Genomic DNA, 16632 nt, shown 5'->3' with positions numbered 1-16632 from the left:
AAAGTAGTTTTTATTCATTCATTTTCTCAAAATTAAGTTTAATGAGATCCGCAGTATTTTTGGTTCTTTTACTTTCAACATTTCAAACAACGCATGCGCAGGAATCACTGGCAAGGGATATCTCACAGCCTTACCTTGAGAAATTAATAGAAATATGTAAAACAAATTACCCGAAAGTGAAAATGTATGAAGATAGGATTAACATAGCCGAGAATGGGGTAAAAAGAGCTAAAAAATCCTATTTCGACATATTTTCATTTTCCTATCTGTATAGCCCTACCAACAACACTACACCTCTCGCGGCGACATCCTTTGGCGGCTATCAATTTGGTTTTTTTGCCAATATCGGCTCATTCTTACAAAAACCGGTTCAGGTGAAGCAGGCAAAAGGAGAATACATGTCGGCAGTGCATGACAAGGAAAGCTTCGACCTGAACATCGAAGCAGAAGTAAAAAAACGATATTTCACTTATGTGCAAAAGTTGGCTGTCCTTCGGATCAGGTCGGCTTCACTCCTGGATGTGGAAAGTCTTATGACCGGCGTAAAACATCGCTTCGAGAATGGCGAGGAAACCCTGGACAACTATAACAAAATGTTACTTATCCTGTCCGAACATAATCAGAACATTATCAATTCGGAAACAGAGGTAATGATCGCTAAAAGTAGCCTGGAGGAGCTTTTGGGCAAAAAACTGGAAGATATAAAATGAGTGAGCTACTACAATTTTTAATGTTGCTTAAAAGGAATAAGATCACGCTTATTCTTGTTCCCGTTATCACGGTGATCGTGAGTTATTTTTTGGTAAAAAGACTCCCCGACAGCTATGAGGCACATGCCAGAATAGCCACCGGCCTCGTAGATAAAACCGACCAGGTAGTAACACGGGTAAGGGACGAACAGGATAACCAGATCGCGAGAAAATTTGAAGGGATCATCCAGACCATGTTGTTGAACCGCACACTTGATCAGGTATCCTACCGTCTGATCCTGAATGACCTGAAAGGAACGAAAGACTCCACCTGGCGAGAACCCTCCAACAAACTTGAGGAACTGACCAAAGCCGAAAAAAGCAAAGCCATTGCGCTGATCACACGCAAATACAGAGCCAGGGAAGAATTGCTTCTATGGAATCCGTACGAAAAGAAACTCAGCGAAATCATAGAAAGTATGCGTTACGATGCCTCCACACTGCGCGAGAAGCTGAGTGTGTACCGGACCGGCACCAGTGATTACATCAACGTAACCTTTGAGGCTGAAAATCCCGAACTCGCCGCCTATGTAATCAATACCCTCTGCCAGGAGGTTATCGCTGATAATTCTTCCAAGATCGCCGGCAACAATAAAAAAACCATCAGCTTCCTGCAAAATTTTATGATCCAAAAGCTGGGAACCCTGAATGAGCGGATGAATATTCTGAAAAATTACAAAATACAGAACAGAGTCCTGAACCTGAACGAACAGGCAAAAAGTATTTATGGACAAATGGCCGATTATGAAACGCGGCGGGAAATGGCTCAAAAAGACATTATTGCCTACTCCGCAGCGATTAAAAATATCGACGAGAAGTTCAATCCAGCGGACAGGAAGTATTTCGAAAGCGCACTGACCGCAATCAATCAACGCATTGTTGCAAGTAAGGCGAACCTGAAACAAATGAATGAGCAGTACATTCTGAATGGCTTCAACCCTAGGCTGAAAGTGAGCCTGGATTCGACCAGAAGCATCTTAAGTTCCCAGATTGCAGAGGCTTCCGACAAATATGTATACAATCCTATGTCGGTAAAGCAAGACCTGGTCACCCAGAAATTAGGTATGGAAATCACTTTGGAACTAGCCAAAAACAGCGTAGCCTCCATCGAGGGTGAACTCAACAGGTTGAATAAGAAATTTGACGGATTGGTGCCAAACGAAGCCAAAATCCAGGAGTACGAGACTGGAATCGACATTGCCAGCAAAGAATATATCGAAGCCCTTCAACGATACAACGAGGCAAGTTTGGAATTCAGCTTCCCTGTTTACCTGAAACTAATCGAACGGGCCATGCCAGGACAAATCCAGGCATCAAAAAAAATGGTTCTCATCATATTATCCGGCGTAATCAGTCTTACATTCTGCGTGTTTGTATTTTTTATTTTATTCTATCTCGACAATGCTATCCGGTATCCACTACAACTGGCCAACGCAACCGACCGACCTGTGCTCGGATATTTGAATATCCTTGGGAAGGACACCAACCTCAGCCTTACGGGTATAAATAGTTCCGACGGAAAATCCATTAGCCAATACAAAAACCTAGTCAAGTCGATACGTTACGAGCTGGATAACGAACTGCCTGATCCAAAGATCATAGCCGTTACCAGTCTTGCCGATCGCGCGGGTAAATCTCCGTTTGTAATGGCACTAGCCTGGTCGTTTTCACGGATCAATAAAACAGTTCTCATCCTGGACGGAAATTTCGACCAGTCTGACATTTCAAGGCTGAACCCCGACGCCCCGCTCTTCGAAAACTACATTAAAACGCAGGGCAACCTGGAAGGAAAGTTGGGTCAGATATCGGTATTGCGGAACAATGGAGGTGATGTTTCTTTGCTCGAAATAGCCAATGAAAAACTAATTGCCGAAAAATTGCAGGCCCTCAAAGCAGAATTCGACATTATCCTGATAGAAACTGACGCGCTTACCTCCATGAACAAAGCTAAGGAGTGGATCAATTTCGCAGACCGTGTGGTTACGGTGTTTTCAGCCGGCCGCACAATCACGGATTCGGACCGATCCAAAATACAGTATTTAAACAGCCTCGATGCTAAATTTTCGGGATGGGTGCTGACCAATACCGCGAATATACCGGAGCAGGCTGGAAGAATCGAAAAACCAGTGGAAGCCTAGGTTGGTTTTAGCCTAGTGGGCATACATCGCTACGCATCATTGTTAATATAATAGCTCTATCGAAATGCATGAGTTGAATTTCATCTGGTGGTTTATTCAGGGTTTGATCGGATACAATCTTATTTTTCCTGTTCTGCTGTTGGCTATTTACAAAATCAGAAAAAAGGCTATCGGAAGTCCGAAAGATGGAATTGAAAACATCATCCCGGACTATGCCATCATCGTAACTGCCTATGAACAAACGCAGCAACTGCCTGCGGTTGTCCAATCTTTATCCGCCCTGAACTATTCCAACTACCATATCTATGTTGTCGCCGACAAATGTGATGTCAGTGATCTGCATTTCGGCTCAGAAAAAGTATTGCTACTCCGCCCGGAAACCGTGCTTGGAAGTAATACCAGATCGCATTTCTACGCCATTCGCAATTTTATCAGACCGCATTCACATTTAACAATTATAGACAGCGACAATCTTACCGATCCGGAATATTTGAATGCCCTCAATATATACTTTGCCCAGGGTTTCGAGGCTGTACAAGGTGTGCGGGAGGCTAAAAATCTGGACAGCACCTATGCCTGCCTGGATGCAGCCCGCGACCTGTATTACCACTATTACGATGGAAAAGTGCTCTTTGGCGCCGGATCATCAGCAACCCTGGCTGGATCAGGAATGGCCTTTACAACCAGGCTGTACAGGGAGTGCCTGGAACATCTGGATGTGACCGGGGCCGGATTTGACAAAGTGCTACAGGAAGGTATTGTCAGCCGAAAATATCGCATCGCCTTCGCCGAAAACGCGATTGTTTATGACGAAAAAACCTCTGGAACGGATCAGCTTGTAAATCAGAGGGCACGCTGGATCAACACCTGGTTTAAATATTTCTCACTTGGATTCAAGATTTTTTTCAAAGGCATTTTCACTTTTGATCTCAATCAGACGCTTTTCGGGCTGGTACTTTTACGTCCACCCTTGTTTATGTTCTTACTGCTTTCGGTACTGTTTATGTTAGCTAATTTATTCATATCCATCTATGTATCCATTGCCTGGCTTGTGGCTTTATGCATTTTCACAGCCGGCTTTTACATTTCACTTGCGCATTCCCACACCGATCCGCGGATCTATCAGTCGCTTGTAAATATTCCGAAGTTTATTTTTTTCCAATTGTCGGCACTTTTAAAGTCCAGGAAAGCGAATCAGATTTCAGTGGCAACGCGACATGGCCACCCGGGTCAGACAAAAATATAAAAGGCCGAAATATGAAGATATATCCCGAAAAAACGGCAAAGAAGAAAAAAATCAGTTTTGAACATTTGTCTCCGCTTCAAAAGAAAATGCGACAGGCAGCACTGCTTCTGGCGTTGATCGGCGTTTTTATTTTTTTCTTCAAAATCTTATTCTTTTAAATGGGAAAGGAGATAGGTTTTTTAGATGGAAGCAATGATAATCCCCTGGCCGCAGCAGGCAAGTGGCTGAAAAAGATGTTTTGGACTGAAAAGCTCTCCAATCCCACAGGCTTTCTTCTATTGCTCTGCGTTTCGCTGGCATTTTGCTATCTGATAGCGAATATGGGAATCACCGCTGGTATACTCATAGTGGTTTTGCTGGCAGGACCTCTAATTGTTTACAGCATAGTAGCTTACCCCTATTTTGGGATTTCTGTACTGCTAATCATGGCCTACCTGCTTTTCTTTATCATGAAGCAGGGAATAAATTTCCCGGCCGGGACATTAATGGACGGCATACAGGCATTGCTGATTCTCGGCTTTTTTATCCACCAGAAAAAACGTCCCGACTGGTCCGTTTTCAAAGGTCCGGTAAGCATTATGATCCTGATATGGATCGGCTACAATTTCATACAAATAGCTAATCCGGCAGCTGAATCCCGCCTGGCATGGGTATACACGATCCGGTCGGTAGCCATCGTGATGCTGATGTACTTTGTATTTATGTATCAGATCAGGACTTTGAAAATGGTCAGAGGGATTCTGAAAATCTGGCTCACACTTGCGGTTTTTGCTGCTTTGTACGCTTACAAGCAAGAGTTTATCGGATTTTCAGCAGTTGAGGACGCCTGGCTACACTCCGACCCGCTCATCTCAGATCTCCTTTTTATTGCCGGCCACTGGCGTAAGTTTTCTATATTCTCCGACCCCGTTGTGTTTTCCTACCAAATGGTCGTGAGTGCTGTATTATGCGTTGGATTGCTTACCAATGCCCAGAGCTTTTGGACAAAAACAGGCTTTTCACTGCTCATTGGATTATTTCTCACGGCCATGCTGTTCTCCGGTACACGTGGCGCATACGTGCTGCCCCCCGCGGCCATGGCTCTGTTTGTCATTTTAAAATTTAGCAGGCCGGTTCTCATTGCAGGCTGCATCGCAGGGCTTTTTCTGGCATTTCTGATCGTCATCCCTACTTCTAATCCCAGTATCGTGCGGTTTCAAACTGCCTTCAAGCCCTCAGATGATGACTCATTCAAAGTTCGCGCGGCCAACCAGCAAAGAATTAAGCCTTATATCTGGTCGCATCCGATAGGTGGCGGACTGGGTGCTACGGGCGCCTGGGGCCAGCGCTTCGCTCCTGATTCCTACCTGGCCAATTTCCCTCCCGATAGCGGATATGTTCGGATCGCCGTGGAACTGGGCTGGATTGGTTTACTGCTATTCTGTTTCCTCATGTTTTTTATACTTAAATCAGGTATCGACAATTACTTCTCGATCCGGAATCCGGAACTTAAAACCTATTGTCTATCCATGTTGCTGATTGTGTTTGTGTTCAACATCGGCAATTATCCTCAGGAGGCTTTGGTTCAGTTCCCTTCGAATATCTATTTCTACGTTGCTGTGGCGCTTATTAATATCACCAAACGAATCGATGATCGGGAGACGGACATGAAAAGGATGCGGGAAACACCTATGTGACGCAGTGGTCTTCAAATGCCAACATTTACTTATGAAACTAGCTTACCTGATTTTAGCACATCACAATCCCTTGCTTTTACAGCGTCTGGTCAATGCGCTCTCCTACAGCCAAGTCGACATTTATATACAGGTTGATCTAAAAACCAACATCGAACCCTTCCTGCAAATAGGAAAGTGTAAGAACGTTTTTTTTGTAGAAAAAAGGGTTAAGGTATTTTGGGGCGCCTATAGTCAGGTTCAGGCAATCCTGAACGGTTTTGAGCATATTCTCAATTCCGGCAACACCTACGCCTACGTAAATCTGCTTAGTGGCCAGGACTACCCGCTACAGCCCGCCGATAAAATACTTGAATTCTTCAGGAATAACCCGGACAAAGCATTTATAGAGTATTACTCTATCGAAGATGTTTGGCAAGAAGCACTCCCACGGATAAGGCAGTACCACCTTACAGACTTTCATTTTACAGGCCGCTTTTTTGTCCAAAAATTAATGAATTGGCTATTGCCAGTTCGTCAAGTACCCAAGGATATGGAACCGGTAGGACGCTCCACCTGGTTCACCATCACACCTGAGCATATCCGGTACATACTCAGCTTCCTGCACGACAATCCCAAAATAAGACGATACTTTCGCCTGGTATGGGGCGTCGACGAGCTCATTTTTCAAACCATTTTATACAATTCTCCGTATAAGTCTCAAATGGTAAATGACCACCTCCGCTACATTGACTGGTCGGCGGGTGGCGTAAACCCCAAAACGCTTACAATGGAGGACGAGCAGACACTATTAAATTCAGAGTGTCTTTTTGCCCGAAAATTTGCCGGACCTGACAGCGAACTGTTGGACTCGATTGACAAAAAAATCCTGAAGAAACCCTAAACTCAAAACGAACAGATATATCAACCGTTCGCAACCAACAACATGGACATCATCATTACCGGACAACAAGCATGGGATGTGGAAATAGGCAGTAACTGCAAAAACATCGCCCTTGAATTCAGCAAAAAACACCGGGTCTTATATGTAAATTCTCCCCTTGACCGGATCACTTTGTGGAAAAGCAGGGCTGACCCGAAAGTTATAAAAAGGCAGAATGTGATTAATAAAAAAGCCGTCGGTCTCGAACAGATCAACGATAACCTGTGGACGCTGTATCCCGACCGAATGATAGAATCTATCAACTGGATACCCTCACATAACGTTTTCAATCTATTGAACCGGCGCAATAACAGGATCTTTGCCGGAAGCATCAGCCGTGCAGCCGGCGAACTTGGATTCAGAAACTACATCCAGTTCAATGACAATGACATGTTCAGGAGTTTTTATCTCAAGGATTATCTCAAGCCGGATCTTTCGATCTACTACTCCCGCGACTACATGCTGGCCGTAGATTACTGGAAAAAGCACGGCACTCTACTGGAACCTGAGTTAATAGCCAAAAGCGATGTATGCGTTGCTAACTCGACCTACCTGGCTGACTATTGTAAAAAATACAATACGCAATCTTACTATGTAGGGCAGGGCTGCGACCTGGATATTTTCATGGATGGGATTGGCAGCGGGGAGCCAGCCGATATCCAGAAAATTTCAAGGCCCCGAATCGGCTATGTAGGTGCGTTGCAGAATATCAGACTGGATTTGGAGCTTCTGCGCCATATTGCCGTCACACGACCCGACTGGAATCTGGTTCTTGTAGGACCGGAAGATGATGAGTTCAGGAAAAGCAATTTACACCAGCTACCCAACGTCATTTTCACCGGCTCCAAGCCAATAGACCAGCTACCCGCCTACATCAACTCCTTTGATGTGTGTCTCAACCCGCAATTGCTCAATGAAGTGACAATCGGTAACTATCCCCGGAAAATTGATGAGTACCTGGCCGTAGGTAAACCCACAGTAGCTACGAAAACAGACGCAATGCGTGTTTTTTCAGAGTTCGTGTACCTGGCAGTATCAAAGGAAGATTATGTGTCACTGATAGAGCGTGCACTGCATGAGAACTCGCCCGCTTTAAGTAAAGCACGTAGCGCTTTCGCACAATCACATTCGTGGGAGAACAGCGTAAAGGAAATCTATCATGCCATAGAGCAGACTGGTTACAGGCTTTGATCGAAGCTGGGCTTTAACTTACCGCCACATCAAAGGTTTTGCAACTCTTTTAGCCCTGATTCGGATTCTGCTTTGAGTGCGATCAGCTTCGCCTTCAATGATTCATTCCATATCCCCTGCTTCAGAGTTGCTTCCACTTCTTTATACTGGTTGGCCGTTGACAACATACCCACCGAGAAGAGCGAGGATCGGAACTTGTGCACAGATTGCCTGAGATTTTCAATATCCCCGGCAGCCGACAATGCACTGATCGACGATAGCTGAGTGCTGCTATCGTTACTGAAAAGTGCAATCAATTCGTCGCGTAGCTCAATGTCTCCACCGGTGATTTCCGATAAATATTCTAGGTTCAAAAGACTGCCTGACATTGTTTTAGGATTTGGGTACTGGGTTTTGGGTGGAGCCGGGATGGACGCATTTTCCTTCTTCCCTAATACTGCTATGGTATTGAGCAATTCGCTTTCCTTGAACGGTTTAGAGATATAACTATTGGCACCAATACTCAGGCATTCTTCCTTTTCACCCACCATGGCATGTGCAGTCATGGTAATGATCGGAATTGTTTTGGAGATTGACCTCCTTATAGCCTTAATGGCGTCGTAACCATCCATTACCGGCATTTGAATATCCATCAGTACAATATCAAATTCCTGTTCCCCCAGGATATCCAGGGCCTCCTTTCCATTGTTTACAATAGTCAACGGAATATGCAACCTTTCAAATATGGCCTTTAAAAGCTTCTGATTTAATAAGTTATCCTCAGCAGCTAGGACTTTAAGCGAAGAGATGGAGCTTGAAATTTCGGGGGTAATTGGGTCTTCATCGTGCGAAACAACGCCATGCAAGACCTTCATCGGAAATTCCATCGTAAACACACTTCCCTTCCCTAGTTCACTTCTCAGATCCAGGTCACCCTCAAAAAGCTCCACCAGCGACTTCACAATGCTGAGACCCAGGCCGGTACCGCCAAACATCCTTGTAGTACTCTCGGTAGCCTGTACGAAGCGATTAAACACATGCTTAATTTTATCCTCCGGTATACCAATCCCTGTATCCCTCACCTCAAACCGAACTTTCTGTATCCCACTAACTACGGAGCCCACCGGCTCCACAAACAACTTAACACTTCCTTTCTCGGTGAATTTGACAGCATTTCCACACACATTCAGCAGTATCTGAGTAAGTCTCAGCTTATCGGACTCTACAAATTGCGGTAACCCGTCGGCCAAAATACTTTGATACTGGATTCCTTTCTCGGTAGCCCTCTGGTTTATAATCACTGAAATCGATTGAATCAGCTCGGGTATAGACGTCGCTGTTTTTTCCAGATACACCTGCCCTGCTTCTATTTTGGAAAAGTCCAGGATGTCGTTGATCAGTTCAAGTAGATTCTTACTCGCAACCTGTATATAGTTTACGTATTCAGTGCTCCTGGGATCGGAGACCTCTCCTTCCAGCAAATTGGTAAAGCCAATGATCGCATTCAGCGGTGTTCTGATTTCATGGCTTACATTAGACAAAAAGATATCCTTCACATGAACGGATTTCTCGGCGAGCGTTCGCGCCTTTTCTAAGGTAGCTTCATAGTTTGCCCGTTCAGTAATATCCCGGAACACCGTAATTGCGCTCGTGATCTTCCCCTCCAGTCCGATGATCGGCTGCACATTGGTTTCTAGATGGTAGATTTTATTATCCTTGATCAGGTCTATTTTATTCCCGATCAGTTTTTCCCCTTCCAGCCCTCTGATCACGGGCAAGTCCAAGGCATTGAACCGGACAAGATACCGGGTCGGATCCATGAGCTTCACCTCGCTCAATTCATCGCCAATGTTATTGAGCCTGCCTGTTTTGATGCCGAGTATCTCCCGGCCAGATTGGTTGAGCAAAACAATTTCCTTATCCTTGTTGATCACCATTACGCCATCAGGGATGGCTTCCAGATATTGGTTAAGCACCCGCTCCTTCTCATTGATCTCCTTTTGAAGATATTGCTGTTTCCGTTTATCAAGAATAAAGAGCACAATTGAAAGGATAGTCAGGAAAAAACCGACGAGACTTGTGGTGAGTATGAATAAAAAGGACTTTCGCTGTGTACCGGCCACAAGGTTTTTACGCTCGTCCAGATGGTTTTTTTCGTAATCAACAATTTCTCGAATCTTCTTTGCCAACGATTTCCCGAGCCGGATTCCGTGACCCTCCTTTACAACTGCAAACGCGGGCTCCCGCCCCTGCAAACGATCAACATCAATCACATGTTGGGAGTAGGCAATAATTTCGCTGGAAATAGCAAGCATCTCCCGTACCCTTCTCGACTGTACACTATCGTTCTTTACGAGGTTAAAAAGCGTATCCGTAATCTCTACCAAGGCTACTTTCTTTTGGTAATTGTCGGCCAGTATATCCTCGTCATGGGTGATGAGATAACCTCGCATAGTGGACTGAAAGTCTTTAGTAACCAGAGCAAACTGCGCGGTCTGGTTCAGCACTGCGACGGTGGTAATCAGGCTTTTACTGTTTAAAGACAGGTTCCGCACGTTCTCATAGGTAAAATACTGCGAACCAAAAATCATGGCCAGCCCCAGATAAATACTGGCATAATACCATCTGAACGACAAACTTTTTAATCTATCCGGCATACATTATTATTTATGAACCTCTGGTATTCGGGCTCAGCTAATTATTTTTCAGGTGAGGTAATCAAAATTAAATTTCAAATGCCGGTACAAGTGGCGCAGCTGGCTAACCACAAAACCATTGCTTTCGCGCCATGCCGTCCGCTTCATGGTACTGGGTTCCGCTTCTGAGTTCCGCTGAACAAACAATCCCGTAAAATCTTTGTAAAACAGCCCCTTCCCGCCGTTTTTCAAAAAGGACATCATCATATTATACTCCGTCACATCCCCCTTCAGGCCCTCTGCATATCTTCCAAACTTTTGAAAAAAAGTACTTCTCCGTAAATGAGGATGATCGCTGTACATATAAAATTTTCGATAACCTGGCCTGAATACATGAAAGGCCATGTCGTAGAATCCTTCATCTGGATTTTTTAAAAAAGGGTACTCGAAGTAGGCATAAAACCGCACAAGGTCGATTTCTGGTCTTTTAGCCATGGCCTCTACTGCTTTCTTAAAGCGTTCAGGAAAAATAAGGGTTGGCGTAAAATCTTCCTGAACATAGAGAGTCAGTGATGTTTCAACGGCATCCTGGCCCTTGTTAATGTTGTTGCCAAGGCCTCGGTTTGCGGGTGTAGTAATCAGCTTAAACCCGTATTTGTCCTGGATTAGTTTCAGATAATCCAGATGTTCGGTTTTACTTCCATCATCAGACACTACAATGGCAGCAAATACACAATTCAGTTCTGCAAAAGACCTAAGCAGCTGCTCCAGCGACTGGCTACGGTTGTAATGCGTAATCAGAAGTGTTACCTCCTTAAAAAAATATTCGTTTGTCATCCCGTGAAGTTTCAAAACCGGCATTAGCTCAGCCCCCTCCCGGCAGTGATCTGCGCCAGGGCTGGCTATTCTGATAGGTATGTAGATATCTGACTTATTGATTTTTCATCACTCCGAAATGATCAGATTGCTCTCGGCTTCCGGAATACCAGATCCAGCGAATTTTTGACCCAGCGATACCTGAGATAACCCCAGCGGGCCAACTGTATAAATGGATTTTTGCTCAGTCGCCAGTTTGGCCGCTCCATGGTACTTGGCTCGGCCGATGAGTTTATTTGGTAAAAAAGCTTTGTGAATTCATTAAAAAATAGCCCCTTCCCTTTCTTTTGAAGAAAACTGATAGCCATTGCATACTCCGTCAGATCCACGTTGATACCCACGGGATACTTCCCGAACTTCTGCAGAAAACTGCTCCGTCGCAGGTGCGGGTGGTCACTGTAAGCATAAAACTTGATGTGGTTCATATCCCAGAAAGAGAATACCATTTCCGAAAAACCCTTTTTGAACGGTTTGAGATTCGGATAGATGAAATAGGCGTAGAATCTCACAATGTCCAGCGAACTATCAGCGCGCATGAACTCAAGTGCGTCCTCAAAGTGCGCGGGAAAAATAGCTGAGGGCTGAAAATCCTCCTGCACATAAAGCGTATACGGCGATTTCACGGCTTCCTGACCTTTATTGATATTATCTCCCAAACCCCTGTTTACTGGCGTTGTAACCAAATTGAAAGTAAACTTTTCCTTCAGAGAAATAACATAATTGAGATGCTCCGGCCGACTTCCATCATCCGACACAACGATCTCGTGAAATTGACAATTTAAGTCTGCAAAAGTAGCCAGCAAGCGCTCCAGAGAGCCGCTCCGGTTGTAATGCGTGATGAGCAGGGTGGTATCAGTAAAATTGTGCTTCATATAGTTGAGTAAGTTACAATGGTTATGTTGACGGCCCTCGGGGCGGTTGTACTAAATTAAATATGCAAAGTCCCTCTTAGTTTTTAGCAATACCCAGGTAATCGCGCATGCCATTGAGCTGTCGTTTGGCTCGGTTAAAGAATGCCTTTGTGATGCTACCATCATCCAACAGCCTTCTGGGCGAGGTGAAAACGGTTGCCTTCGAATCCGTTACATGCTGCAGGCGTCCGGTTTTTTTTAAGTTTAGCGCCATTCGTCCATCCTCTGCTTCATTTTCATAGTCACTCCCGACAATGTTGGCATAAACCCTCGAACCACTCACTTTGAATCCTCCGTTGTCCAGCCCTACCTTCGTTACAAAGCCCATGTTGAACCCGTACACATTCAGATATTCCCGATTCTTTTTTCGGATCATGATGGCAATACCGGCAAATTTCTCATACAACCACAAACCAAAACGTCCCTGGTTTTCGGGTGGGATAAATGAATAATTTCCATAAACCCCCGTAATGCCTGGATCTCTTTCCATAGGAGCAACCATCAGGTCAATCCAGTCCGGCGGATAAAAGGTATCAGAGTCAGCACAGAGGTGGTATTTCCCTTTGGCCATTTCCAGACCCATTTGCCGGGCAAAAGGAGTTCCCTGCACCCGTTGCATATAATTGCGCACACCCAATGTGTCCAGCACCTGCTGGGTACCATCGGTAGAGTTGTTGTTGATCACGACAATCTCCACTTTGTATCGGGTGCGTGAATTGGATAAGGTGGAAAGCGTCCGGAATATGTTGTTTTCCTCGTTCCAGGCCGGAATTACCACCGAAACATCAGGATCCATTGGGCTATATGCACCGATACTCGTTTTAAGCTCACTAATCTCGCGGGAGGTGAGGTCCTTAAATTTCTTTTCTTTAAACAAATGGGGTTTAATCCAGGCAGGCAAGCCAAATAAACTCATGTCAGTAAATTGAATTTTATAACGTTGAGATGGTCCTCAATTTGTTCTGAAAAGTATGGCCTTCTTGATCTTTTACAGCAACCGTTGAAGATCCCATCAGGATCAGGAAAGATAAATTTACTGATTTAGAACAAATTTAACCCCTTGAGCGTAACTTAAACAAATAAAGTAGAACAATTTGTAATTCGAAACGAATAATTTTAAAATCGACATCAGATTAACAAGGAAAATAAACATATTTGTACTGGCTACCAGGTTCCCTACCGGAAGGCGCTCGCCCGACTACTCAACAACGTTACATGAAATTTCAACTTTTACAGAAGTTAAAGAACAAACATTTCCTTTCCTTTGCCGGCAACGGTGTCATGTCCGTATTAGGCATGCTGAATATGATTCTGCTTTACCGGGCGTTATCGGTTGAGAATATTGGCATGTGGGTGTTTTTTTTGTCTATACTCCTACTCGTAGATACCTTTCGTTCCGGATTTTTGACAACCGCCTTCATCAAATTTTATGCCGGTGCTTCCGAGGAAAGGCGAGCAGAAGTAGTGGGTTCGGCCTGGTACATTGCCTCCGGCATCACCGGCGTGTTGCTCTTGCTCAGCCTGATGGGTTATCCGTTTCTTTCCTACATCAAAAACCCCTCCATGGCGTTTTTTGTGGAATGGTTCGGCATCATATACGTGGCCTCGCTGCCTTCGTTCATCGCCAACTGTGTGGTCCAGGCCGAGCAGCGGTTCGACCAGCTGCTTTACCTGCGTTTCTTCAGTCAGGGTTTTTTCATTCTGTTTGTATTTATTCTGGTAATCACCGGCTCTGCCAACCTTCAGCTGATCATCTATGCCTATCTGGCCGGAGCCGCACTTACCAGTCTGTTTGCGCTGGCCATGGGCTGGTCGCGGGTCAATACTTTCAAATACCACAGCAAAGCCTGCATCGCAGAGCTGTTCCATTTCGGAAAGTATAGTGTGGGAACCACGCTCAGTTCCAATCTGTTTGGGACCTCCAACACCATGATCATCAATTTTATGCTGGGGCCGGCGGCGCTTGCGGTGTTCAATCTGGGGCAGCGCCTGATGGAGCTCGTGGAAATCCCCCTCCGGAGTTTTGCAGCCACCGGGATGCCTGAACTATCCGCGGCTTACAATGCCGGAGACAAGAAGCTCGTCATCGACACCCTAAAACGGTATATTGGTATTATCACTTTTGCGCTGTTGCCAGCATGTGTATCAGCAGCGCTGCTGGCCGATGTGGCCATTGCAATAATCGGCGGAAGTAAATATGCCCAAAGTGAAGCCGCCAACATCATGCGTATATTCATGATCCTGGCCCTGGCCTATCCTTTGGATCGGTTCTTTGCACTTACGCTGGATGTGATTCACCAGCCCAAGATCAACTTCATAAAAGTACTTGTGATGCTGTCGGCCAGTGTAGTCACCTCTATGCTGGGTATTTATCTTACCGGAAGCATCTATGGTGTGGCGGTGACGGGCGTGATTCCTGTGATCATCGGTGTAAGCATTTCCAAATGGGCCCTGAACCGCTATTACCTGTTCAAGTTGATGGATATTTACAGGGAAGGCTTCGTACAGACCCGACAATTGCTCCAGACCTACTGGCTCAGTTTGTTCCCTAAATAGATGCTCCGCCTAAATCCGCTGCCTGAAAAGAAGATTGCTGTTTGTTTAGAAAATTTTTGAAATAAAGGATCCAAAAAAGAATGGCTCCCATGGGCAGCATGCACATGATAGTGAAAGGGTACGTCCAGTGATGGGCAATGTGGATGGGAGAACCGATGATCTGCCATTCGAGCAAAGCGCCATCCAGATAGGAAAGCCCGAATGTTATATTGAACAACACCGTCGCCAGTACGGAAGCAAACCGCCATTTTATCCGTTTATTGACCAAGATGAATGCGATGGTGAGGATGTTGATACCCGAAATGAAGAATTTGTTGATGTTGTAGAAAATCGAAACCCATTCCGAAGGAAATGCAGACTCGAACGAGCCCTTCACAGGCTTCATTTCCACCAGGTTGTTTTTGTAACGCTCCACCTTGTAAAGCTTCGGCTCGTAACCGTCCTTGTTCAGTAAAATAACCCTCGTAACGGGCGTGAGCAACAGTACATCAAACCTGAACTTCCCTTCCGCGTCCGTCCTGAGCGAGTCGATTTTCAACACAGATATCTTCACATCCGACAAAGGTTTTCTGCTACCAGCATCGATCACCCTTCCCTCTCCGCTCATGTTGTAATGACAGGAGGCACACAGAAACAGCAGACTGAGATACTGGAATATGCTGGTGAGGGATTTCATCTGATTTGCCTGGATTTTACAGCAATATGAGTAAATAATTCAACCATCACAAATAGAATATTCTGCCATGACATAAACTGTAAAGAAACCTCTCCAGACGAAAGCTTGGATCAACTTGAACGCTTGTAAACGACTATTTTCGCGGATTCAGCCGTAAGGGAGAAATCAACCTTACGGACTTTTCCTTCCAGGCGTTATCCTCACAACCTGATCCAATCCTCAGGAATCAGATCATCGGTATTCAGGCCAGGCAGGTTATTAAACCACTTTTTGGGTGCCACTACTTTTTTGTTCTTGTTTTCATTGAGCCAGGCCCCCCACCAGCTGAACGAGCTGTTGGCAATGATATGATGCTGACAGGCGCGCATGAGCATAAGCTCCTCAATATCACTGTTTTCACCACTGCATTCTACAAAGGTGAGGTTCGGTTCAAAATTAAGGTTTTCCTTTACCCATTCCAGATCATCGCTGAATACAAAAAAACGTACATCGGCATCTTCCTTCTGGAAAAGCGCAATCGCCTCTTTGTAATAATCCAGCCCCAAAAAGCCAAACTGATCCTTAAACTGGGCATTGTTCACATAATCTCCTCTACGGATATGTAAGGATACGGACGTTTGCTCCTTTTGAATGTATGACCGGTAGCTTTCACAAAGAACAGATGGCGCAGTTTTAAGCGTGAGCTCTTTCTGCAAAACCTCCTGAATATCCTTGAAATATTTCTCCGATTGCCAGAAGCCACTCAAATAGAGAAACCATGCCTCTTGCTGCAAGGCTTCACGATTAAACCCGTCATTACCCTCACGCACCAGCTTGAAAAAGGGAGGCAAACTACGCTCCGGAAACAGCTTGGTCAGTTTGGAAAGGTAAACCAGGACAGGTGAATGGTCAAACCGATGGTATTTGAGATTGAAATGATTCAGCTTAAAACTTCTAAAGGTGTCTGTGGCATAGGTATGCTCAAAATACCGAAGGTCAAGATAAAGGGATGCTTTTCGATCCAGAGCCATTTTACGTGCAATGGCGTATTGAAAAAGCTGGTTTCCTAATCCGTGAGAAATTTTTGAAATAATCATAAA

The 16632-nt window shown here is 44.9% G+C and carries 14 protein-coding genes; 8 read left to right on the top strand and 6 right to left on the bottom strand.

Going from position 1 to position 16632, the window contains the following annotated elements:
• Positions 1–41 precede the first annotated feature (41 nt).
• The 7 genes from DYADSP32_RS28595 (at position 42) to DYADSP32_RS28565 (ending at position 7919) form a co-directional block, all read left to right on the top strand.
• Positions 42–710, top strand: coding sequence for a TolC family protein (locus DYADSP32_RS28595; protein WP_149239563.1), 669 nt, complete (start codon positions 42–44; stop codon positions 708–710).
• Positions 707–2887 carry a lipopolysaccharide biosynthesis protein gene (locus DYADSP32_RS28590; RefSeq protein WP_149239564.1) on the top strand — a complete coding sequence of 727 codons (2181 nt, stop codon included), beginning with the start codon at positions 707–709 and terminating at the stop codon, positions 2885–2887. Before DYADSP32_RS28595 ends, DYADSP32_RS28590 begins: the two co-directional genes overlap by 4 nt.
• A gap of 64 nt (positions 2888–2951) precedes the next feature.
• Positions 2952–4133 carry a glycosyltransferase gene (locus DYADSP32_RS28585; protein WP_149239565.1) on the top strand — a complete coding sequence of 394 codons (1182 nt, stop codon included), beginning with the start codon at positions 2952–2954 and terminating at the stop codon, positions 4131–4133.
• Positions 4134–4144: 11 nt separating this feature from the next.
• On the top strand, positions 4145–4291 hold the full coding sequence (locus tag DYADSP32_RS28580) for a hypothetical protein (RefSeq protein ID WP_414618137.1): 147 nt from the start codon (positions 4145–4147) through the stop codon (positions 4289–4291).
• Positions 4292–5809 carry an O-antigen ligase family protein gene (locus tag DYADSP32_RS28575; RefSeq protein WP_414618136.1) on the top strand — a complete coding sequence of 506 codons (1518 nt, stop codon included), beginning with the start codon at positions 4292–4294 and terminating at the stop codon, positions 5807–5809.
• A gap of 31 nt (positions 5810–5840) precedes the next feature.
• A complete protein-coding gene (locus DYADSP32_RS28570; protein ID WP_149239566.1) occupies positions 5841–6689 on the top strand; it encodes a beta-1,6-N-acetylglucosaminyltransferase in 849 nt (282 codons plus the stop codon).
• Between the two features lie 42 nt (positions 6690–6731).
• The gene (locus DYADSP32_RS28565) at positions 6732–7919 is read left to right on the top strand and encodes a glycosyltransferase (RefSeq protein WP_149239567.1); all 1188 of its coding nucleotides are present in this window, start codon (positions 6732–6734) and stop codon (positions 7917–7919) included.
• Between the two features lie 29 nt (positions 7920–7948).
• Here the strand turns inward: DYADSP32_RS28565 and DYADSP32_RS28560 are convergent, their stop codons facing one another.
• The 4 genes from DYADSP32_RS28560 to DYADSP32_RS28545 form a co-directional block, all read right to left on the bottom strand.
• Entirely contained in the window at positions 7949–10555 is a 2607-nt protein-coding gene (locus DYADSP32_RS28560) for an ATP-binding protein (protein WP_149239568.1), read from the bottom strand.
• A gap of 48 nt (positions 10556–10603) precedes the next feature.
• Positions 10604–11371: a glycosyltransferase gene (locus DYADSP32_RS28555; RefSeq protein ID WP_149239569.1), complete on the bottom strand. Its 768-nt coding sequence runs from the start codon at positions 11369–11371 to the stop codon at positions 10604–10606.
• Between the two features lie 122 nt (positions 11372–11493).
• Entirely contained in the window at positions 11494–12282 is a 789-nt protein-coding gene (locus DYADSP32_RS28550) for a glycosyltransferase (RefSeq protein ID WP_149239570.1), read from the bottom strand.
• Between the two features lie 76 nt (positions 12283–12358).
• Positions 12359–13237 carry a glycosyltransferase family A protein gene (locus tag DYADSP32_RS28545; RefSeq protein WP_149239571.1) on the bottom strand — a complete coding sequence of 293 codons (879 nt, stop codon included), beginning with the start codon at positions 13235–13237 and terminating at the stop codon, positions 12359–12361.
• A gap of 299 nt (positions 13238–13536) precedes the next feature.
• On the opposite strand from DYADSP32_RS28545, the gene DYADSP32_RS28540 reads away from it, so the two are divergent.
• Positions 13537–14877: an oligosaccharide flippase family protein gene (locus DYADSP32_RS28540; protein WP_149239572.1), complete on the top strand. Its 1341-nt coding sequence runs from the start codon at positions 13537–13539 to the stop codon at positions 14875–14877.
• On the opposite strand, the gene DYADSP32_RS28535 is transcribed toward DYADSP32_RS28540, so the two are convergent.
• Positions 14870–15553 (bottom strand): carboxypeptidase-like regulatory domain-containing protein, encoded by a 684-nt coding sequence (locus DYADSP32_RS28535; RefSeq protein WP_149239573.1) that lies wholly within the window; start codon positions 15551–15553, stop codon positions 14870–14872. The two genes, DYADSP32_RS28540 and DYADSP32_RS28535, sit on opposite strands and share 8 nt — an antisense overlap.
• A 200-nt stretch (positions 15554–15753) precedes the next feature.
• Positions 15754–16629 carry an alpha-1,2-fucosyltransferase gene (locus DYADSP32_RS28530; protein ID WP_149239574.1) on the bottom strand — a complete coding sequence of 292 codons (876 nt, stop codon included), beginning with the start codon at positions 16627–16629 and terminating at the stop codon, positions 15754–15756.
• Between the last annotated feature and the right edge of the window lie 3 nt (positions 16630–16632).

This window comes from Dyadobacter sp. 32, assembly GCF_902506755.1.
Lineage (GTDB): Bacteria > Bacteroidota > Bacteroidia > Cytophagales > Spirosomataceae > Dyadobacter.
Note: the sequence above shows the minus strand (reverse complement) of the source record. Positions and strands in the feature narration are given on the sequence as shown.